General features: G+C 64.6%; 19 protein-coding genes. 5 read left to right on the top strand and 14 right to left on the bottom strand.

Features of this window, described 5'->3' with window-relative positions; all coding sequences use genetic code 11:
* Positions 1-5: 5 nt before the first annotated feature.
* A complete protein-coding gene (locus Q0743_RS07780; protein ID WP_298240982.1) occupies positions 6-917 on the bottom strand; it encodes a LysR family transcriptional regulator in 912 nt (303 codons plus the stop codon).
* Positions 918-1,227: 310 nt separating this feature from the next.
* Here Q0743_RS07780 and Q0743_RS07775 point away from each other — a divergent pair, with 310 nt between their 5' ends.
* From Q0743_RS07775 to Q0743_RS07765, 3 genes are all read left to right on the top strand, one after another.
* Positions 1,228-2,409 (top strand): HlyD family secretion protein, encoded by a 1,182-nt coding sequence (locus Q0743_RS07775; protein WP_298240981.1) that lies wholly within the window; start codon positions 1,228-1,230, stop codon positions 2,407-2,409.
* Positions 2,410-2,526: 117 nt separating this feature from the next.
* A complete protein-coding gene (locus Q0743_RS07770; RefSeq protein ID WP_298240980.1) occupies positions 2,527-4,143 on the top strand; it encodes an MDR family MFS transporter in 1,617 nt (538 codons plus the stop codon).
* Positions 4,144-4,172: 29 nt separating this feature from the next.
* Positions 4,173-4,634: a carboxymuconolactone decarboxylase family protein gene (locus Q0743_RS07765; RefSeq protein WP_298240979.1), complete on the top strand. Its 462-nt coding sequence runs from the start codon at positions 4,173-4,175 to the stop codon at positions 4,632-4,634.
* Between the two features lie 130 nt (positions 4,635-4,764).
* Here the strand turns inward: Q0743_RS07765 and Q0743_RS07760 are convergent, their stop codons facing one another.
* From Q0743_RS07760 to Q0743_RS07735, 6 genes are all read right to left on the bottom strand, one after another.
* Positions 4,765-5,625, bottom strand: coding sequence for a D-amino-acid transaminase (locus tag Q0743_RS07760; RefSeq protein ID WP_298240978.1), 861 nt, complete (start codon positions 5,623-5,625; stop codon positions 4,765-4,767).
* Between the two features lie 188 nt (positions 5,626-5,813).
* On the bottom strand, positions 5,814-6,545 hold the full coding sequence (locus tag Q0743_RS07755) for an amino acid ABC transporter ATP-binding protein (RefSeq protein ID WP_298240977.1): 732 nt from the start codon (positions 6,543-6,545) through the stop codon (positions 5,814-5,816).
* A 12-nt stretch (positions 6,546-6,557) separates the two neighbouring features.
* Complete coding sequence (locus Q0743_RS07750; RefSeq protein WP_298240976.1) at positions 6,558-7,250, bottom strand: ABC transporter permease subunit; 693 nt, start codon at positions 7,248-7,250, stop codon at positions 6,558-6,560.
* A 3-nt stretch (positions 7,251-7,253) separates the two neighbouring features.
* A complete protein-coding gene (locus tag Q0743_RS07745; protein WP_298240975.1) occupies positions 7,254-7,985 on the bottom strand; it encodes an amino acid ABC transporter permease in 732 nt (243 codons plus the stop codon).
* Positions 7,986-8,259: 274 nt separating this feature from the next.
* A complete protein-coding gene (locus Q0743_RS07740; protein WP_298240974.1) occupies positions 8,260-9,171 on the bottom strand; it encodes an amino acid ABC transporter substrate-binding protein in 912 nt (303 codons plus the stop codon).
* 98 nt (positions 9,172-9,269) lie between these two features.
* Complete coding sequence (locus Q0743_RS07735; protein ID WP_298240973.1) at positions 9,270-10,655, bottom strand: M20 family metallopeptidase; 1,386 nt, start codon at positions 10,653-10,655, stop codon at positions 9,270-9,272.
* A 287-nt stretch (positions 10,656-10,942) separates the two neighbouring features.
* On the opposite strand from Q0743_RS07735, the gene Q0743_RS07730 reads away from it, so the two are divergent.
* Entirely contained in the window at positions 10,943-12,322 is a 1,380-nt protein-coding gene (locus Q0743_RS07730) for an LLM class flavin-dependent oxidoreductase (protein ID WP_298240972.1), read from the top strand.
* Positions 12,323-12,360: 38 nt separating this feature from the next.
* Here the strand turns inward: Q0743_RS07730 and Q0743_RS07725 are convergent, their stop codons facing one another.
* From Q0743_RS07725 to Q0743_RS07710, 4 genes are all read right to left on the bottom strand, one after another.
* Positions 12,361-14,022: a thiamine pyrophosphate-binding protein gene (locus tag Q0743_RS07725; protein WP_298240971.1), complete on the bottom strand. Its 1,662-nt coding sequence runs from the start codon at positions 14,020-14,022 to the stop codon at positions 12,361-12,363.
* Positions 14,023-14,278: 256 nt separating this feature from the next.
* Positions 14,279-14,782, bottom strand: coding sequence for a GFA family protein (locus Q0743_RS07720; RefSeq protein ID WP_298240970.1), 504 nt, complete (start codon positions 14,780-14,782; stop codon positions 14,279-14,281).
* Between the two features lie 95 nt (positions 14,783-14,877).
* A complete protein-coding gene (locus Q0743_RS07715; protein ID WP_298240969.1) occupies positions 14,878-16,005 on the bottom strand; it encodes an alkene reductase in 1,128 nt (375 codons plus the stop codon).
* A 115-nt stretch (positions 16,006-16,120) separates the two neighbouring features.
* Positions 16,121-17,617 (bottom strand): aldehyde dehydrogenase family protein, encoded by a 1,497-nt coding sequence (locus tag Q0743_RS07710; protein WP_298240968.1) that lies wholly within the window; start codon positions 17,615-17,617, stop codon positions 16,121-16,123.
* A 183-nt stretch (positions 17,618-17,800) separates the two neighbouring features.
* On the opposite strand from Q0743_RS07710, the gene Q0743_RS07705 reads away from it, so the two are divergent.
* Positions 17,801-18,646: an SDR family NAD(P)-dependent oxidoreductase gene (locus Q0743_RS07705; RefSeq protein ID WP_298240967.1), complete on the top strand. Its 846-nt coding sequence runs from the start codon at positions 17,801-17,803 to the stop codon at positions 18,644-18,646.
* A gap of 246 nt (positions 18,647-18,892) precedes the next feature.
* On the opposite strand, the gene Q0743_RS07700 is transcribed toward Q0743_RS07705, so the two are convergent.
* The 3 genes from Q0743_RS07700 to Q0743_RS07690 form a co-directional block, all read right to left on the bottom strand.
* On the bottom strand, positions 18,893-19,099 hold the full coding sequence (locus tag Q0743_RS07700) for a hypothetical protein (protein ID WP_097657432.1): 207 nt from the start codon (positions 19,097-19,099) through the stop codon (positions 18,893-18,895).
* 143 nt (positions 19,100-19,242) lie between these two features.
* Positions 19,243-19,518 (bottom strand): YiaA/YiaB family inner membrane protein, encoded by a 276-nt coding sequence (locus Q0743_RS07695; protein WP_298240966.1) that lies wholly within the window; start codon positions 19,516-19,518, stop codon positions 19,243-19,245.
* A gap of 40 nt (positions 19,519-19,558) precedes the next feature.
* A complete protein-coding gene (locus Q0743_RS07690) occupies positions 19,559-20,254 on the bottom strand; it encodes a PspA/IM30 family protein (RefSeq protein WP_298240965.1) in 696 nt (231 codons plus the stop codon).
* Positions 20,255-20,273 lie beyond the last annotated feature (19 nt).

The following is a 20,273-nucleotide window of genomic DNA, read 5'->3' as shown; positions in this document are numbered from 1 at the left end:
GCCGCTCATGAATACGGGTTGATCAGCTTCTGCTGTTCGGCGCTGTGGTGCACGAGCAGGTCGATGAAGGTCCTGACCTTCGCCGACAGATGATGCCGATGCGGATAGACCGCGTTCATGGACAGCTCGACCGTCCGATATTCCGGCAACAGGCGCACGAGGCGGCCGGCTTCGAGGTCGTCCTGAATGAGAAAGCCTGCCATCAGGCACACGGCGGCCCCCTCCAGCGCGACCTTCCGCAACGCTTCCCCGCTGTTGGTGACGAAGCTGCCCGAGATTCGTACCGAAGCCGGTACGCCCTTGCGATCAAGGAAGCGCCATTCATCGCCAAACGGATAGTTCAGGTGACGACCGCAATTATGCGTGGTGAGCTCGTCGAGTTTCTGCATCCGGCCGTGCCGCTCGATGTAATCGTGGGAACAGCACAGCACGTGGCGCCAGGTGGCGAGGCTCCGCACGATCAGGCTCGAATCCGGCGGCGGGGTCATGCGCAGGGCAACATCGTAGCCTTCCTCGATGAGATCGACGTCGGCCTCGCCCATGCGCAGATCGATCTTGAGCTCCGGATAGGTGGACAGCAGCCTCGCCACCACCGGCGTCACGAACGGGACCATATGGGTGGCGACGTGAATGCGCAGCGTGCCGCGGGGCACTGACTGCAATTCACCCGCGATGTCGTCGGCCTGTTCAATGTCCGCGAGGATCTGGACGCAGCGGTCGTAATAGGCCTTGCCGATCTCCGTAAGGTTGACCTTGCGCGTGGTTCGGTGAAGCAGCCTCACCCCGAGCCGGTCTTCCAATGCCTGGACGTGATTGCTCACCATGGTGGTCGACATGTTGAGCTTGCGGGCTGCTGCGGAGAAGCCGCCAGTCTCCACCACCCGGCTGAACACTTCGAGGCTGGTCAATCGGTCCATGGCTGCGTGATTGTCCGCTTTTGATCGATAATCGCTGGGGATTCTCCTCGATTATCTATCAGATCCTGCATACGGGTCCCACCCGCCCTGAGCTTTCGCGTGCGGCAGGAGCCAGACGCGTTAGCAGCAATCGTACGACAGGGACGGCAATCGCTCTGGCGCGGTCGCCGGGCTGTTTCGGTACCACCACGGAGGTCAAGACGAAGCCTCGGACTATCCGCCGCTGGTGGATAATCCTTCCAGCATTTCGCCAATTATCGCTTGAACTGGAAAGACCGATATCCCCGGCGAGCCGAAAAGGAAGACCGCCATGTCCGAGATGCCCCGCACCGATAACTTTCAGCAAGCAACTGAAATCACTGCCGATTATTCCAAGGCAAAGCCGAGTGCCCCGCCCCGGAATATGGTTCGGCGCGCGGCGCTGGTGCTTGCGCTGCTCGCGGGCACGGCGGCCGTGGCCTATTACGGGCACGACTACTGGACCAACGGCCGCTACCTCGAGACGACCGATGACGCCTATGTGAAAGCGGACTCCACGATCGTCGCACCAAAGGTCTCCGGCTATATCGCCAAGGTGCTGGTCGGCGACAACGAGAAGGTCAGAGCCGGCCAGCTTCTCGCCAAGATCGACGATCGCGACTTCAAGGCGGCGCTGGAGCAGGCCCGCGCCGATGTCGCCGCCGGCGAAGCGTCGGTGCGCAACATCGATGCCCAGCTCGAGCTCCAGCAACCGATCATCGAGCAGAGCACCGCCGATGTTGCGGCAGCGGACGCCAATCTCAAATTCGCGCAGGAGGAGCGCGCCCGCTACGACGATCTGATGAAGTCGGGCTCCGGCACGATCCAGCGCGCACAGCAGACAGACGCGGCACTGCGCGCCAGCAGCGCGCAGCTGCAACATGCCAAGTCCGGCCTCGTGGCCGCGCAGCGCAAGGTCGACGTGCTCACCACCCAGCGCGCCCAGGCCGCGGCCCAGCTGGACCGGGCCCGCGCGGTCGCACGGCAGGCGGCGCTGAACCTGTCCTATACCGAGATCACTGCGCCGGTCGACGGCACGGTCGGTGCCCGCGCGCTGCGGGTCGGCCAATACGTCCAGGCCGGCACGCAATTGATGGCCGTGGTGCCGCTCGATGCGGTCTATGTCGTCGCGAACTTCAAGGAGACGCAGCTGACACATGTGCGCCCCGGCCAGCCGGTCGAGCTGCACGTCGACAGTTTCCGCAAGCACACCCTGCGCGGCCATGTCGACAGCCTGTCGCCGGCCAGCGGGCTCGAATTCGCGCTGCTGCCGCCGGACAACGCCACCGGCAACTTCACCAAGATCGTGCAACGTGTTCCCGTGAAGATCGTGCTCGACGACCACAGCCTGGTCGGCCTGCTCCGCCCCGGCATGTCGGCGGTGCCGACGGTCGACACCAAGCAGACGGTGCTGGCAGAGCGCGACACTGCAAAGCGTCTGGCTGACAACGCGCCTCGCCGCAACGGCGGTTGAAGCCGGAAGGCTCCGGCGGGATTGTCAAATCCTGCCGGATGATCCTTCCAGAACTTCCTCGATTATCGAAACCACCTGTCTGACGCATCCTGTCTCCGGACCCGAGACGAGGCTTCCATGAGCACGCTTCAACCGACCGTCAACGCCGCATCCATCGCCAACCTCCCCGCGCCAGCCGCTCCCGCGACGCCGGCCGTGTCGGCAAGAACCTGGATCGCCGTGATCGGCGCGACGCTCGGCGCCTTCATGGCGGTGCTGAACATCCAGATCGTCAACGCCTCGCTCGCGGACATCCAGGGCGCAATCGGCGCCGGTATCGACGACGGCGGCTGGATCTCCACCTCCTATCTGATCGCGGAGATCGTGGTGATCCCGCTCTCCGGCTGGCTCGCGCAGGTCTTCTCGATCCGGATCTATCTTCTTACCAACGCGGTCCTGTTCCTGCTGCTGTCGGCGGCTTGCGCATTGGCGCAGGACCTGCCGCAAATGATCGTGCTGCGCGCCGTGCAGGGATTCACTGGCGGCGTTCTGATCCCGATGGCGTTCACGCTGATCATCACGCTGCTGCCGCGCGGGAAACAGCCGGTCGGGCTTGCGTTGTTCGCGCTGTCCGCGACGTTCGCGCCCGCGATCGGCCCGACCATCGGCGGCTATCTGACCGAGAATTTCGGCTGGGAGTACATCTTCTACGTCAACCTCGTCCCCGGCGCAGTCATGGTCGGCATGCTCTGGTACGCGCTCGAGGCGAGGCCGATGAAGCTGGCGCTGCTGCGCGAGGGCGACTGGGCCGGCATCATCACCATGGCAATCGGGCTGTCCGCCCTCCAGACCGTGCTCGAGGAAGGCAACAAGGACGACTGGTTCGGCTCGCCCTTCATCGTCAAACTCAGCGTAATCGCGGTCGCGGCGCTGACCACCTTCTTCATCATCGAACTCACGGTGAAGAGGCCGCTGCTCAATCTGCGCCTGCTCGCCCGCCGCAACTTCGGCTTCGGCATGCTGGCGAACTTCCTGCTCGGCGTCGCGCTGTACGGCTCGGTATTCATCCTCCCGCAATATCTGGCGCGCATCCAGGGCTACAACGCGGAGCAGATCGGCATGGTGCTGGCCTGGACCGGGCTGCCGCAGCTCGTGCTGATCCCGCTGGTGCCGCGCCTGATGCAGAAATTCGACGCGCGCATCGTGATCGGCGTCGGCTTCGTGCTGTTCTCGGCCTCGAACTTCATGAACATCTATATGACCAACGACTACGCCGCCGACCAGCTGCTGTGGCCCAACGTGGTCCGCGCCATCGGCCAGGCGCTGGTGATGGCACCGTTGTCGGCGGTCGCGACCGCCGGCATCGAAGCCGAGAATGCGGGTTCCGCCTCCGGCCTGTTCAACATGATGCGCAACCTCGGCGGCGCCGTCGGCATCGCACTGCTGCAAACCGTGCTGACCAAGCGCGAGCAATATCACTCCAACGTGCTGATGCAGTCGGTCTCAGTGTTCGAGCAGGCCACCCGCACGCGACTCGAACAGCTTACGCAATACTTCGTCAGCCACGGCATTCTCGACCGTGGAGACGCCGCGCATCGTGCCTATGTCGCGGTCGGCCGCATCGTGCAGAAGCAGGCTTACATCTTCGCCTTCAGCGACACCTTCTACCTGCTCGGCATGGCTCTGATCATCGCTCTGATCGCCGTGTTCTTTCTGAAGAAGCCCGGCCAGACGTCGGCTGGCGGAGCACATTGATCCCACCCTAGGAAGCAAGGAGAACGACCATGAAACCCCGCATGAACTACTACCAGGCCGCGCCGGATACGATCAAAGCGCTGCTGGCGCTCGAGGAGCAGATCCAGTCGACGGGCCTCGAGAAATCGCTGATCGAGCTGGTCAAGATCCGCGCATCAGAGATCAACGGCTGCGCCTTCTGCATCAACATGCACACCGAGGACGCCCGCAAGCGCGGCGAGACGGAACAGCGCATCTACCTGCTCAACGCCTGGCGTGAATCCCCGCTCTACACCGATCGAGAGCGCGCCGCCCTGGCCTGGACCGAGTCCGTCACGCTGATCTCGCAGACGCGCGCGCCTGATGACGTCTATGAACAGGTTCGCGCGCAATTCTCCGATGCGGAGACGGTGAACCTGACCATGCTGATCGGCGCCATCAACGCCTGGAACAGGATTGCGATCGCGTTCCGCGCGGTGCATCCGGTGAAGGTGAGGGCGTCGGTGGCGTGAGCCAACCACAACGACGGTCTTGTAGGGTGGGCAAAGCGAAAGCGTGCCCACCTACTGTGGCTAACAGGAGCGAAGACGTGGGCACGGCGCAAGGGCGCCTTTGCCCACCCTACGGAAGCTGAGCGTGTGGCTAGACCGCGGTCGCCTTGGCGAACTCGACGTAGATCTCGCGCAGGCGCGTCGCCATCGGGCCGGGCTTGCCGTCGCCGACCTTCTTGCCGTCGATCGCGATCACCGGCTGGACGAACAGCGAGGCCGAGGTGGCAAAGGCTTCCTTTGCGGCCAGCGCTTCCTCGACCGTGAAGGAGCGTTCCTCGACGCGGAGCTGGCGCTCTTCGGCGAGCGCCACCACGGCCTTGCGGGTGCAGCCCGGCAGGATCGCGTTGGAGTTCTTGCGGGTGACGATGACGTCGTCCTTGGTGAGGATGAACGCCGAGGACGAACCGCCCTCGGTGACGTAGCCGTCTTCCAGCATCCAGGCCTCGCCCGCGCCGGCTTCGGCCGCCGCCTGCTTTGCCAGCACCTGCGCCAGCAACGCCACGCTCTTGATGTCGCGGCGCTCCCAGCGGATGTCGGGCACCGTGATCACGTTGATGCCGGTCTTTGCCGAGGCGGCGTTGATGATGTCCTTTTCCGAGGTGAACATCACCAGGCTCGACTTGACGTCCCCCTTGGGGAAAGCGAAGTCGCGGCCCTTGTCGGCGCCGCGCGTGACCTGGAGGTAAACGAGGCCGTTCGCGAGCTTGTTGCGCGCGATCAGCTCCTTCTGCAGCTCGGTGATGCGTTCGACCGTCTCCGGCAGCTTCAGCTTGATCTCGCCGACCGACCGCTCCAGCCGCGCCAGATGCGAGGCGTTGTCGACCAGCTTGCCGTCCAGCACGGCTGAAACCTCGTAGATGCCGTCGGCGAACAGGAAGCCGCGATCGAGGACCGAGATCTTGGCTTCCGAGAGCGGGACGAATGAGCCGTTGACGTAGGCGATCGAGTCCAAGGCAGGTCTCCTGGCGGGAATGGGATTACCGGCTTATACGCCGATTGGAGGCGTCGGGCACCCCTCTATTCGTCATCCCGGGGCGCGCGAAGCGCGAGCCCGGGATCCATACTCCCGATCGTGGTTATGGATTCTCAGACGCGCAATTGCGCGTCATAGCTCGCGCTACGCGCGCCCCGGAATGACGGCTAATGCGACAGAATCTTCGACAGGAACTTCTGCGCGCGGTCGCTGCGCGGCTTGCCGAAGAAGTCTTCCTTCGCCGCGTCCTCGACGATCTCGCCGCGGTCCATGAAGATGACGCGGTTGGCGACCTTGCGGGCAAAGCCCATTTCGTGGGTCACGACCATCATGGTCATGCCTTCGCGGGCGAGATCGACCATGACGTCGAGCACTTCGCTGACCATTTCCGGATCGAGCGCCGAGGTCGGCTCGTCGAACAGCATGACGATCGGATCCATCGCGAGCGCGCGGGCAATGGCGACGCGCTGCTGCTGGCCGCCGGAGAGCTGCGCCGGAAATTTCTGCGCCTGCTCCTTCAGGCCGACGCGCTCCAGGAGCTGCATGCCCTTGGTGACCGATTTGTCGTGCGGGCGCCCCAGCACTTTCTCCTGCGCGAGGCAGAGATTGTCGATGATCTTGAGGTGCGGAAACAGCTCGAAGTGCTGGAACACCATGCCGACGCGCGAGCGCAGCTTCGGCAAATTGGTCTTGGGATCATGCACCTTGGTGCCGTCGACCGTGATCTCGCCGCTCTGGAACGGCTCCAGGGCGTTGACGCATTTGATCAGCGTCGACTTGCCCGAGCCGGAGGGGCCGCAGACCACGACGACCTCGCCCTTGGTCACGCTGGTGGTGCAATCGGTCAGCACCTGGAAGCTCGGCGTGTACCATTTGTTGACGTGGCTGATTTCGATCATGAGCGGGGAGCCCTAGCGAATGATGGCGATGCGCGCCTGCAGGCGGCGAACGCCGAAGGACGCGATACAGGAAATGGTGAAGTAGACGACGGCGGCGAACAGGTACATTTCGACGAGGCGCCCGTCGCGCTGCGCCACCTTGCTCGCCGCGCCCAGGAAGTCCGTGATCGACAGGACGTAGACCAGCGAAGTGTCCTGGAACAGCACGATGGTCTGCGTGATCAGCACCGGCAGCATGTTGCGGAAGGCCTGCGGCAGCACGACGTAGCGCATGGTCTGGGCGTAGGTCAGCCCGAGCGCGCTGGCGGCAGCCGGCTGCCCGCGCGAGATCGACTGGATGCCGGCACGCATGATCTCGGAGAAGTACGCCGCCTCGAACATGATGAAGGTGATGAGCGAGGATGCGAACGCGCCGACGCTGATCGGGCGCGAGGCGCCGGTCAGCCACTGCCCGATATAGGGCACCAGGAAGTAGAACCAGAAGATCACCAGCACCAGCGGCAGCGAGCGCATGAAGTCGACATAGAGGCCGGCGATGCGTCCGAGGGTCTTGTAGCCGGAGAGCCGCATCAGGGCGAGTGCCGTGCCGAAGATGAGGCCGCCGAGCGCGGCAAGACCCGTCAAGGTCAGGGTGAACGTCATGCCCTCGTAGAACAGATAGGGCAACGCGCGGCGGATGACGTCGAAATCGAAATTGGCGAGCATCGCTTATTTCCCCGTGATGTAGCCGGGGATCGCGACCCAGCGCTCGAGGAAACGCATCGCGGTCACGACGACAGCGTTGACGAGGAGATAAAGGATGGTCGCGGCGGTGAAGGCCTCGAAGACCTGGAACGAGAATTCCTGCATCGAGCGCGCCTGGCCGGTCAGCTCGAGCAGGCCGATGGTGATGGCGACCGCGGTATTCTTGATCGTGTTGAGAAATTCAGACGTCAGCGGCGGCAGGATGATGCGGAACGCCATCGGCAACAGCACGTAGCGATAGCCCTGCACCGTGGTGAGGCCGAGTGCGGTCGCCGCCATCTTCTGCCCGCGCGGCAGCGACGAGATGCCGGCCTGCAGCTGCACGGCCACGCGCGCCGACATGAAGAAGCCGATGCCGATCGCGGCCGTCCAGAACGGCGCGTTCGGCAGTTGCTTCAGCCAGGTGCCGGCAGCCTTCGGCAACAGCTCCGGCAGCACGAAGAACCACAGGAACAGCTGCACCAGCAGCGGCATGTTGCGGAAGAACTCGACATAGGCAAAGCCGAACCAGTTCGCTCCCTTCGACGGCAGCGTGCGCATCACGCCGACGATCGAGCCGGTGATCAGCGCGATGACCCAGGCCAACGCTGCGGTCTTGAGGGTCAGCGCCAGACCCGACAGCAGCATGTCGAGATAGGTACCGGTCCCCATCGGGTTCGGCTGGAAGAAAATTCCCCAGTTCCAGTTGTAGTTCACGTGTCCCCCGCGCGAACGCGCCCGTCATTGGACGTCTTCAGAGAAGCCTTGAGCGCCTATGCAAATGTCCGGCCACCCCTGTGTCAAGAGTGGCCGGACATGTTCCTCCAATTCTATCCCCCTCTCCCCGCTTGCGGGGAAAGGGCAGGGGTGAGGGGGGCTCCCCGCGAAGGAGGTCGGAGCTGGACTCGTGGAGAGTCCCCCTCACCCGGAATCCGCGCTTTGCGCGAATTCCGGCCTCTCCCCGCAAGCGGGGAGAGGCGAACACTTCGTCTTACTTATAGTCGTCCGGATTCGGCGAGTCCGTGGGCTTCGCGAACTCGTTCTTCAGCTCGGCCGAAATCGGGCTGTTGAGGTTCAGGCCCTTCGGCGGGATCTTCTGGGTGAACCACTTGTCGTAGATCTTCTGGCCTTCGCCGGAGGTGTAGAGCGCGGCGGTCGCGGCATCGACCACCTTCTTGAAGGCCGCGTCGTCCTTGCGCAGCATGATGCCGTAGGGCTCCGGCTTGGAGAACGCGTCCTTGGAGATGACGTAGTCACCCGGCGACTTCGAGCCGGCAACGAGGCTCGCCAGCAGGATGTCGTCCATGACGAAGGCGACCGCGCGGTCGGTCTCGACCATCAGGAAGGCTTCGGCGTGGTCCTTGGCGGGGATGATGTTGGCGCCGAGCTTCTTCTCGACGTTGGCCTCGGTGAGCTGCTTGATGTTGGTGGTGCCGGCGGTCGAGACCACGGTCTTGCCCTTGAGGTCGTCGATCGACTTCAGGCCGCTCGCCTTCTTGAAGACGTAGCGGCTGGCGGTCAGGAAGTGGGTGTTGGTGAAGGCAACCTGCTTCTGGCGCTCGGCATTGTTGGTGGTCGAACCGCATTCGAGGTCGATGGTGCCGTTGGCCATCAGCGGGATGCGGGTCGCCGAGGTCACCGGGTTGAGCTTGACCTCGAGCTTGTCGAGCTTGAGCTCCTTCTTCACGGCATCGACGATCTTGTAGCAGATGTCCATCGCGAACCCGACGGGCTTCTGGTTGTCGTCGAGATAGGAGAACGGGATCGAGGAGTCGCGGAAGCCCAGCGTGATGGCACCGGTGTCCTTGATGTTCTTCAGCGTGCCGGTCAGCTCCTGGGCCCCGGCCTGGCTGACGACGAAGGTCGCGGCGAGTGCGAGCCCGATGCTACGGAAATGTTTCACTTCTTCTTCCCCTTTCAGGATGATGCGGCCGGATGCAAGCACATATCGGCCTGGATTAGAATGTGACTTTCGGCGAGATCGCGCCTCAGGTTAACGGCTCAACTCAGCGGTTTGGGCAACTGGCCGAGATCCCAGAACAGGCCAGCCATCACAGTCAAGGCCTCCTCGGTCAGAGGCAGCAGAATGTGCTCATTGGGCGCATGCTGGGAGCAGCCGGGATAGGAGTGCGGGACCCAGATCGTGGGCAGGCCCAGGATCTCGGAAAAGACGTCGTTGGGCAGCGAGCCGCCGAAATTCGGCAGCACCGCCGGCGCCTTGCCGGTGGTCTCTTGCACCGAATCCGCCGCCCATTTGATCCAGGGGCTGTCGAAATCGGTGCGCGATGCAGCAAAACTCTGGGCAGCCCGCACCTCGACCATCGGAAAACCCTTTTCGACCAGATGGGCACGGATCGCCTCGATCATCCCCTCAATCTTCGTGCCGACCACGAAACGCAGTTGCAGCACGGCATTGGCATGGCCGGGAATGGCATTGGCGGGCTTGTCGATATTGCCCGACGACATCGCCAGCACTTCCAGCGTGTTCCAGGCGTATAGCCGTTCGGCCGCCGACAACCCCTCCTCGCCCCAGTTGTCGGCTAGCGCGGGCTCATCCGCACTCGGCACCACCCGGACGTCGGCGAGATAGGAGCGGATCTGGTTGGTGAGCCGCGGCGGCTTCAGGGCCTCGAGTTGGAGGCGGCCGTGGCCGTCGACCAGCGTTGAGATCGCGTTGACCAGGATGGTTGCGGGATTGGCGAGCACGCCGCCCCAATTGCCGGAATGATGGCCGCCGTCGCGCAGGTTCACATCCAGATGGATGCGGATGCCCCCGCGGCAGCCGAGGAACAGCGTCGGACGGTCGGCGGACAGGCGCGGCCCGTCGGAAGCCATGAACAGGTCGGCCTTGAGCGCGTCGCGATGGAGATCGCAAACCTTGCCGAGATCGGGCGAGCCGATCTCCTCGCCCATCTCGACGATGAACTTGGCGTTGAAGCCGAGCTTGCCGCCGCGGGCCTCACGCACCGCGCGAAGCGCCGCCATGTTGATGCTGTGCTGGCCCTTGTTGTCGGCGGTGCCGCGGCCGTAGAGCCGCGTGCCCGCAACCGTGGTCCGCCAGGGGTCGCGCCCCTCACGCCACTCGCCCTCCATGCCGTCGACGACATCGCCATGGCCGTAGACCAGCACGGTGGGCGCGGATGCGCTCTCGTGATGCTCGGCGAACAGGAACGGCGCCTTGCCGCTGGGGGATTCGACGATACGGCTGGTGAAGTCGAGCGCGGCGAAAGCCGGCTGCATCTCCTGTTCCAGATAGGCGCGCAGCTCGGGACCGCGTGACGGATTCTGGCTCTCGGTCTTGTAGGCGACGCGGCGGTCGAGCTCGGCGAGGAAGGCGCCGGATTTGAAATCCTCACGGGCGCGGGCGATGGCGTCGGCTCTGGTCATGACTTGCATTTCGAGGCTTTGAGACGAGGGACCCTATCCGAGACAGGGTGTCCTTCGAAAGTGGCGGGGAGTTGGATAGTTCTTGTAGTTCGCTTGTACTTCTCTTGTAATTCGCTTGGGATTCCGTCCTTGCATCCTTGAGATCGGCTTGCCAAGAGCGGGGGCGCCGCTGATTTTGGCCTTGCCAAGCACAAGCGATATGCAAGAACTTCGCCAAGTTTCGCGTCAAGTTGAGGCGCACGTCTATCATTCGAAGAGCGCTCAGTACAGGGCGCCGGGGGACCAGCATGGCCAAAGAGATCAGGCTCAACGCCTTTGCGATGAATTGCGTCGCGCACCAATCACCGGGCCTGTGGACCCATCCGCGCGACCGCACCGCCGAATATAACCGCCTGCCCTACTGGATCGATCTCGCCAAGACGCTGGAGCGCGGCCGTTTCGACGGGTTGTTCCTGGCCGACGTGCTCGGGGTCTATGACGTCTATGGCAACAGCCCTGACGCAGCCTTGCGCAACGCGGCACAGACCCCGTCGAACGAGCCGCTGCTGCTGCTCTCGGCGATGGCCGCCGTGACGAAGAATCTCGGCTTCGGCGTCACCAGCAACCTCTCCTTCGAGCCGCCCTACCCGTTCGCGCGGCGGATGTCGACGCTCGATCACCTCACCGAGGGGCGGATCGGCTGGAACGTCGTGACCGGCTATCTCGACAGCGCCGCGCGCGGCGCCGGCAAGGACAAGCAGACCGGACACGACGACCGCTACGACATCGCCGACGAATATATGGAGGTCGTCTACAAGCTCTGGGAAGGAAGCTGGGAAGACGACGCCGTGCTGCGTGACCGCAAGCGCGGCATCTTCACCGATCCGTCAAAAGTTCATCGGATCAACCACGAGAGCGCGAACTACCGCATCAACAACACCATCCATCTCAGCGAGCCGTCGCCGCAGCGCACGCCGGTGCTGTACCAGGCCGGCACCTCGCCGCGCGGGCGGCAGTTCGCGGCCAAGCACGCCGAATGCGTGTTCATGTCGGGACCGTCGGCCAAGATCATCGCGCCGCGCGTCTCGGCGATCCGCCAGGAGGCCGCCGCGCTCGGCCGCGATCCGGCGGAGATCCTGATGTTCAACATGATGACGATCATCCTCGGCAACACCGAGGCGGAAGCGGCGGCGAAATACGCCGACTACCGCTCGCACATCAATCCGGAAGGCGCGCTGGCGCTGATGTCGGGTTGGACCGGCATCGACTTCTCCGGCTACGAGCTCGACCAGCAGGTGCGTCACGTCCAGAACGACGCCGGCCGCAGTGCGCTCGACAATGTCACGCGCGGCGACCCTGACCGTGTCTGGACCGTGCGCGACGTCATCGAGCATGTCGGCATCGGGGGCGCCGGCCCGGTCGTGGTCGGCACGCCAGAAAGCGTCGCCGACAAGATCGAGGACTGGTTCGAGAAGACCGATGTCGACGGCCTCAACGTCGCGTTCGCGATCTCGCCCGGCGATTTCGAGGATATCGCGGACATGCTGGTGCCGGAGCTGACCAAGCGCGGGCGTTACAAGAAGGAATATGCGAAAGGCACGCTGCGCGAAAAACTGTTCGGCAATGGTCGCGCCAGGCTGGATGCGCCGCATCCGGCAGCGGGGTATCGGGTGGGGAAGACGGGGTAGCTCCTCCACCCTCCGCTGTCGTCCCCGCGACAGCGGGGCTACACCTTCCCGTCCACCATCACCTCGATCAGCTTCGTCCCCGGCCTGTTGAACGCCGAGGCCAGCGTCGCCTTCAACTCGCGGGGATCGCTGATCCTGATCGCCTCGCATCCCAGCGCTTTCGCAACGCCGGCGAAATCGACGGGCGGATCGACGAAATCCATGCCGACGTAATTGTCGTCGCCATGGAAGGCGAGCAGGCGCTGCTTGATGATGCGGTAGCCGCCATTGTTGGCGATGACGACGTTGAGCGGCAGCTTGTGATGCGCCGCTGTCCACAGCGACTGGATCGAATACATCGCGCTGCCGTCGCCGGAGAAGCACACCACGGGACGATCCGGGTTGGCGATGCTGGCGCCGACGGAGGCCGGCAGGCCCCAGCCGATGCCGCCGGAGGCAAGACCATGATAGCCGTAGCGGTCGCGATGTGCGCGCAGCGCCGTGACCTGGCGGCTGGAGGTGAGGCCCTCGTCGACGAGGATGGCGTTGTCAGGCATGGCCTCGACCATCTGCAGCACGAGATAATCGGGATCGATGGGGCTACGGCCCGCGCTCTTGCCGATCTGCTCAACCAGCGCGGCACGCCGCGCCGTCCAGTTCTGCGGCGCGAGGTCGGCGAGGCGCTGTTTTGCGCGGCTCGCGAGCGCGGCGCCGCCCATCTCCTTCAGCACCGGGATCAGCGCGCGCAGCGTTTCCTTCAGGTCCGCCTTCAGCGCGATCTCGGCGCCGTAATTCTTGGCGATCTCCCAATCGGCGAGACCGATCTGCACGATACCAAGCCCGTCAGGCAGCGCATCGACCTCGCTATAGACCGACATGCGTAAGGGATCGCCGCCGAGCGCGATCAGCAGATCATGGGGCGCGAGCGTATCGCGCGCGACCTTCTGCACCCGCGCGAGCGTGCCGACGAAGCTCGGGCTCTCCGAGAGGAAGTGCGATCCATACGGCGTCGAGGACTGGTAGGCGGCGGCACCCAACAGCTCGGCAAGCTCGGCGGCTTCCTTCAGCGCATCGCTCTTGACGACCTCGTCCATGGTGACGATGACGGGCCGCTCCGCCTTCAATAGCCGCGCGGCAAAGGCTCTCAACGCCTCGTCCGACGGCTTGACGCGTGCATCGATGCGGGTGGAGCGGCCGAGGTCGATACCGGCCTCGCTGTTGAGGATGTCGCCGGGCAGCGAGATGAACACCGGCCCTGTGGGCGGTGTCGTCGCGATCTTGGCGGCGCGGCGCACGATGCGCGGCAGATCCTCCAGACGCGTCACCTCGACCGCCCATTTCACTAGCGGCTCGGCCATCCGCACCAGCGGACCGTACAGCACCGGCTCCATCAGGCCATGGCCCTGCTCCTGCTGGCCCGCGGTCAGGATCATCGGCGTGCCCGTGAACTGGGCGTTGTAGAGCGAGCCCATGGCATTGCCGAGGCCGGGCGCCACATGGACGTTGCATGCGACGAGCTTGCCTGAGGCGCGGCTGTAGCCGTCGGCGATCGCGACCACGAGGCTCTCCTGCATCGCCATCACATAGGTGAGGTCGGGATGGTCCTTCAGAGCATGCATGATCGGCAGCTCGGTGGTGCCGGGGTTGCCGAACAGATGCGTGATGCCCTCGTCCTTGAGCAGCGCGAGAAAGGCGGAGCGGCCGGTGATCTTGTTCTTCATGTTTCCTCCAGGGAGCGGACGTTGCCGCAAGGACGAGGACATGATGGCCGAAGTCAGAGGCGACGCGCAAGGAAGCGCGGTCATGGCTGCGTTGCGCGGGGGGCCCGCTCTCGTGTCCCGGACGCGACGCAACGTGCAACGTTACGGCGCAGAGCCGGGACCCAGAGTTGGCGCCGAGCTCGCGGCAGCGTGGGCCCCGGCTCAGCAGCGCACCGCCAAAGAGGCGCTGCGCTGCGTCCGGGGCACGAGAGCGGCGCTACATTTCCTCGCGCCCGAGTTCAAACGGGTCCTCGCCGCCTGCGCGCGTCTTCTTTTTCGAGCGCTGCCAGACCACGCCGGGAAAGCCCTTCAGCGGCACCAGCGGCTCGCCGGTGTAGGCCCATTCCTGCAACTCCTCGATGGCAATGTGATAGAGCGGCTGGCGGCCGGTGCGTTCCTTGAACAGCGCGCGGGGAATATTGACCATGTGGGGCCCGCGCGGACGCTCATAGGCGATCGGCGTGCCGCAATGGGAGCAGAAGCTGCGCGTGGTCTTCGTGGCCTTGTCCTCGTAACGGGTCAGCGCGGTCTTGCCGGAGGTGATGCGGAAGCGTTTTTTCCAGCTGCCGACATAGGTGGCGTAAGCGGCACCATGAGCGCGGCGACTTGCCGCGGAATGATCGTGCCAGGCCCAGCGCGCGGGGACGTCGATTTCGAAGGTGACCTTGCCGCAGAGGCATTGGCCGTTGGCGATCCCTGCGGCGGCTGCGGCTTTGGCCATGATACCTCCCGATCGTCATTGCGAGCGCAGCGAAGCAAGCTCGTCATTCCGGGGCGACGCGAAGCATCGAGCCCGGAATGACCAAGAAGGAGAGCCTACGCCGGCGTCAGCTCGTCATACACCGGGTAATCCGTGTATCCCTTCTCCTCGCCGCCATAGAACGTCGCGCGGTTGTACGGCGTGATCGGATAGTCGTGCGCGAGGCGCCGCGGCAGATCGGGGTTGGAGATGAAGATGCGGCCGAACGCGATGATGTCCGCATGTCCCTCGGCGATCGCCGCGTTCGCGGTCTCGCCGGTGAAGCCGCCGGCGGTCATCAGCACGCCGCTGTAGAGCGGGCGGAACAGCACCATCGCCGACGGCACGTTCTCCCAATGGACGTCAGCGCGGCCGGCGCCGCTGGAGCGCGGCTCGATGAAGTGCAGATAGGCAAGGCCGAGCTTGTCGAGCGCCTTCACGACATAAGTGTAGAGCGGCATCGGATCCGGCTCGCCGGAATCGTTGGCGATGCCGTGCGGCGACAGCCGCACGCCGACGCGGTTCGCGCCCCAAACGTCGATCGCGGCCTGCGTGACCTCGAGCAGCAACCGCGCGCGGTTCTCGATGGAGCCGCCATATTGGTCGGTGCGCTGGTTGCTGCGCGACTGCAGGAATTGCTCGAGCAGATAGCCGTTGGCGCCGTGGATCTCGACGCCGTCGAAACCGGCGGCGAGCGCGTTCTTCGCGCCCTGCCGGAACGCCTCGACCACCCCCTTGACCTCATCGGTCTCCAACGCGCGCGGCGTCTCGTACTCCGAGATCTTGCCGTCGGCGGTCATCGCCTTCATGCCTTCGGCCTTGATCGGGATCGCCGAGGCCGAGACCGGCAGCGCGCCGCCGTGGAAGGAGGAGTGCGAGACGCGGCCGACATGCCAGAGCTGGAGGAAGATGATGCCGCCCTTGGCGTGCACGGCGTCCGTCACCTTGCGCCAGCCGGCGATTTGAGCGTCCGAATAGATGCCAGGTGTCGCCGGGTTGCCGCGGCCATGCGAGACCACGGGCGAGGCTTCGGCGATGAGCAGACCGCCCTTGGTCGCGCGCTGGCCGTAATATTCGGCGTTGAGCGGCCGCGGCGCAAAGCTCTCGCGCTCGGCGCGCATGCGCGTCAGCGGCGCCAGCGCGACGCGATGCGCGAGCTTGTACGGTCCGACCTGCAGCGGTCTAAACAACGCCTCGAATTTCATGGGAGCCCCGGATGTCACTGAAAGGATGCAAATCATATAGCGAGGGGCGGCCACCGGAAAAGGCGCCGCCCCTGTAAAAACAGATATTCCCTCGCGCGGAACGCGAGGAGAGTCCTTACGCCGTCTTGATCCAGACGGCCTTCACGTTGAGATATTCCTCGACATGCTGCTTGCCGGACTCGCGGCCATAGCCGCTCATCTTGTAGCCGCCGAACGGCACCGCCGGGTCCATCGCCTGGTAGCAGTTCACCCACACCGAGCCGGCACGCAACGACTTCGCGACCGCATGCGCCTTGCTGACGTCGCGCGTCCACAGGCCGGAGCCGAGGCCGAACGTGGTGTTGTTGGCGCGCTTGACCAGCTCGTCCATGTCCTTGAACGCGATCGCGGAGATGACGGGACCGAAGATCTCTTCCTGCGCGATGCGCATGTTGTCCTGGACGCCGGCGAACACCGTCGGTGAGACGAAGAAGCCTTTCGACAGCGCGCCTTCGGTGGCCCGGCCGCCGCCGGCGAGGGCCTTGGCGCCTTCCTTCTGGCCGATATCGAGATAGCCGGTGACCCGCTTGAGCTGCTCCTCGGACACCAGCGGACCGATCTGCACGTTGGGATCGAGGCCGTTGCCGACCTGCAGCTTCTTGCCGAACTCGGCGACACGTCCGACGAACTCGTCATAGATCGCCTGCTCGACGAACAGGCGCGTGCCGGCGCTGCAGATCTGGCCGGAATTGGCGAACACCGCCATGGCCGCGCCGGGCACGGCGGCATCGAGATCGGCATCCGCAAACACGATGTCCGGCGACTTGCCGCCGAGCTCGAGCGAGACGCGCTTCAAATTGCCGGCGGAGGCGCGGATGATCGACTGCCCCGTGACATGCGAGCCGGTGAAGGCGACCTTGTCGACGTCGTGATGCGAGGCGAGCGCCGCGCCCGCGGTCTCGCCATAGCCGGGCACGACGTTGATGACCCCGGGCGGAATGCCGGCTTCCATCGCCAGCTCCGCGATGCGCAACGAGGTCAGCGGCGCCTCTTCGGCGGGCTTGAGCACCACGGTGCAGCCGGTCGCGATCGCGGGGCCAATCTTCCAGATCGTCGCGGTGAGCGGGCCGTTCCAGGGAATGATGGCGCCGACGACGCCGATCGGCTCCTTCAGCGTGTAGGAGAAGATCTCGCCCGGCAGCGAGTTCTCGATCGTCTCGCCGTGGATCGCGGTGGTCTGGCCAGCGTAATAACGCAGCATGCCGACCGCGCGCAGGCGATAGGCGCGGGTGCGGCTGAGCGGCGCCCCCATGTCCATCGTGTCGAGCTGCGACAATTCGTCGAAATTCTTCTCGACGAGGTCGGCAAGTTTCAGAAGCAGGTTCTGCCGCTCGAACGGCTTGACCTTGCTCCAGGGACCTTCGAAGGCGCGGCGGGCGGCGGCGACCGCACGATCGATGTCTTCCTTGTCGCCCTCGGCGACGGTGGCGAGCAATTCGCCGGTGGCAGGGTTGTGGGTCTCGAAGCGCTTGCCGGAAGCGGCATCGACCCACTTCCCGTCGATCAGCATTTGCTTGTAGGACCCGTTGGCGAACGGATGGCGTGTGATCGGAATAGCCTGCGATACAGCCATGGCTGCACTCCCTGTCAGGTGATTGATTGGTTCGATCTGGGCGGGATCGTTAGGTCGTGAAGAATACAGCGCTGCCCGAGGGGCGTAAAGGCAGCGTGGAACGAAGACCTCCCATGCCGACTTGTGCAGGGTCGCGCGCATGCCATGCTATAGCTCGACCGAGCCCTCCCCGGAGACCTTGCCATGCCACAATCCGCCATCGTCAAAGACAATGTTGCCGTAATCACCGGCGGTGCATCCGGCATTGGCCTGGCGGCCGCCGCAGCCTTCGCACGCGCCGGCATGAAGGTGTGCATCGCTGACGTGGATCAGGCTCGCCTTGCCGAGGCCGCAACAAAACTGTCATCCATCACGTCTGCTGCAAACGTGATGACCCTGGCCGTCGATGTCAGCAAGGTCGAGAATGTGGCGGAACTGGAGCGCGCCGTGCGCGAGCGGTTCGGCGGCACCGACGTCCTCATGAACAATGCCGGCATCCAGCCGGGCAGCACGCTGTTCGGCGAGCCCGATCATTGGCAGCGCATCATCGGCGTCAACATGTGGGGCATCATCAACGGCTCGCGCATCTTCGCACCCAACATGATCGCGCGCGGCAAGCCCGGTCTCATCATCAACACAGGCTCCAAGCAGGGTATCACGACGCCGCCGGGCGATCCCGCCTACAACGTCTCCAAGGCCGGCGTGAAAGCCTTCACCGAGGCGCTGCAGCACGAGCTGCGCAACATCAGGGATTGTCGCATCACCGCGCATCTCTTGATCCCCGGCTTCGTCTTCACCGGTCTCACTGCGAAGGGCCGCACCGAAAAGCCGGCCGGTGCCTGGACGCCGGAGCAGACGGTCGATTTCATGCTTGCGCGGCTGGAAGCCGGCGATTTCTACATCCTGTGTCCGGACAACGACGTGCCGCGCGCGCTCGACGAGAAGCGCATGCTCTGGGCCGCCGGCGATATCGTCGAGAACCGCCCGCCGCTGTCGCGCTGGCATCCGGATTATGCGGACGCGTTCAGGAGATTTGTGGAGGGGAAGTGAGTATGCCCTGCTCTCTCGCTCCCTCGCCCCGTTCTTACGGGGAGAGGGTGGGGTGAGGGGCTGCCTCGGCAAACTGGGACCTAAATTGTGAAGCGAGATTTTGTGACGACGGCCGTGGAGTCGGGCAGGCTTTTTATTGCAGCACGTCAGTGCCATGCCCCTCACCCGGATTGCGTCGGACGATGCTTCGCATCGCCGAGGGCAATCCGACCTCTCCCCGCATAAGGGCGGGGAGAGGTAAGAAAGCTACAGCGTCTCCTGCTTGTGCCCGCAATTCTTGCAGGCGAACTTGACGCGGGTCTGGCCTTTCTCCGCCTGGACCCGGTTCGGCGCGCCGCACTTGCCGCAGACGGCCTCGATGCGGGTCGAGCCCTGCTTGACGACGATGGACTTCTTTTCCATCGATTCGCGGATCAGGCGCTCGGCCTCCTCACGCAGCGATTGTTTCGACAAAGCTCGTCTCCGCCTCTGGAAAGCGCGCGAGCCATATCGCACCTGGGGTCGAAGCACAATGCGGGATGCGTGAAAGCCGCGGGGCGTTCCGCGGCTCTCTTGCTCATGGTCCCGGGTCTGACGCGTTTCTTACGCAGCCTTTCTTACGCAGCCTTGGACACCTCCATCAGCAGGCGCTCGGCCTTGGCGTCCTCGATGCGGTTCACCAGCCGGCTGCTCTCGTGATTGTCGCGCACGGTCTTGGTCAGGGTGATGCAGGTCTGGACCAGCATGACGATACCCATGGTGAGATAGCCCTTCATCCAGACGTCGATCGGCAGGAAGAAAACGCCGATGGCGACGAGGAAGGCGGAGGCTGCGAAGGACGCGTAAGTGAAGGTCACCCAGGCGCCGCTGTGGGGCTGGCCGTTCTGGTTCATGGTGGTCTCCTGTTGGTACGAATGATGTTTGGATCTGGGATCAAGTCGTGGACGTCTGCTTGGACTTCAGCCGCGCCAGCACGTCGTCTGCGGTCGTCTTCAGCCGCGGGCCAAAGCCCTGCTCGGCGAGGCGCTCGGCGGTGGCGAGAGGACCGGTCGCGACATCGAGCTCGACCAGCGCGTCGTCGGCCGCCTGGGCTTCCATCTGCCGGTCGCGCAGACGCCGCAGGGTGCTCTCCGCCTCCGGCAAGGTGGATTCGTAGGGACGCGCGGCCTCGATGCCGCTACGGCGGAGCGAACGCACCGCTTCCGAAGCGCGGGCCAGACGGCGGCCCCGATCGAGCTCGTTGATGCGGGCCTGAGCGCTCGCCACGTGCTGTTTCAGCCGGGCAATCTCGGTTGCGAACAGCGCGCGTGCCGTCATAGCGGCATCGCGATCTGCCTCGAGGCCGGCGATGGCTTCGGCGGCTTCCCTGGCGAGATCCTCGCGGCCGCCCTCGAGGGCCGCCACCGCACGGGTCTCGAGGTCATCGATGCGAGCGATGGTCGCCTCGAGCTTGCGGCCCTCCTGCTGGTCCTGCGCGATCGCCAGCGCCAGCGTTCGCTTGCTGCGCTCGACGGCAGCGGCCGCATCACGCATCTGCTGGTCGAGAATGAGGAGGGCGGTCCGGTCCTCCAGCTCCTCGCCGGTGGCGGCCACGCTGCCCCGGATAAGTGTCACGACGGTCTTGAACATCTGCAGCTCCCTGTTATGA

The sequence above is a fragment of the uncultured Bradyrhizobium sp. genome (assembly GCF_936943645.1).
Taxonomy (GTDB): domain Bacteria; phylum Pseudomonadota; class Alphaproteobacteria; order Rhizobiales; family Xanthobacteraceae; genus Bradyrhizobium.
Note: the sequence above shows the minus strand (reverse complement) of the source record. Positions and strands in the feature narration are given on the sequence as shown.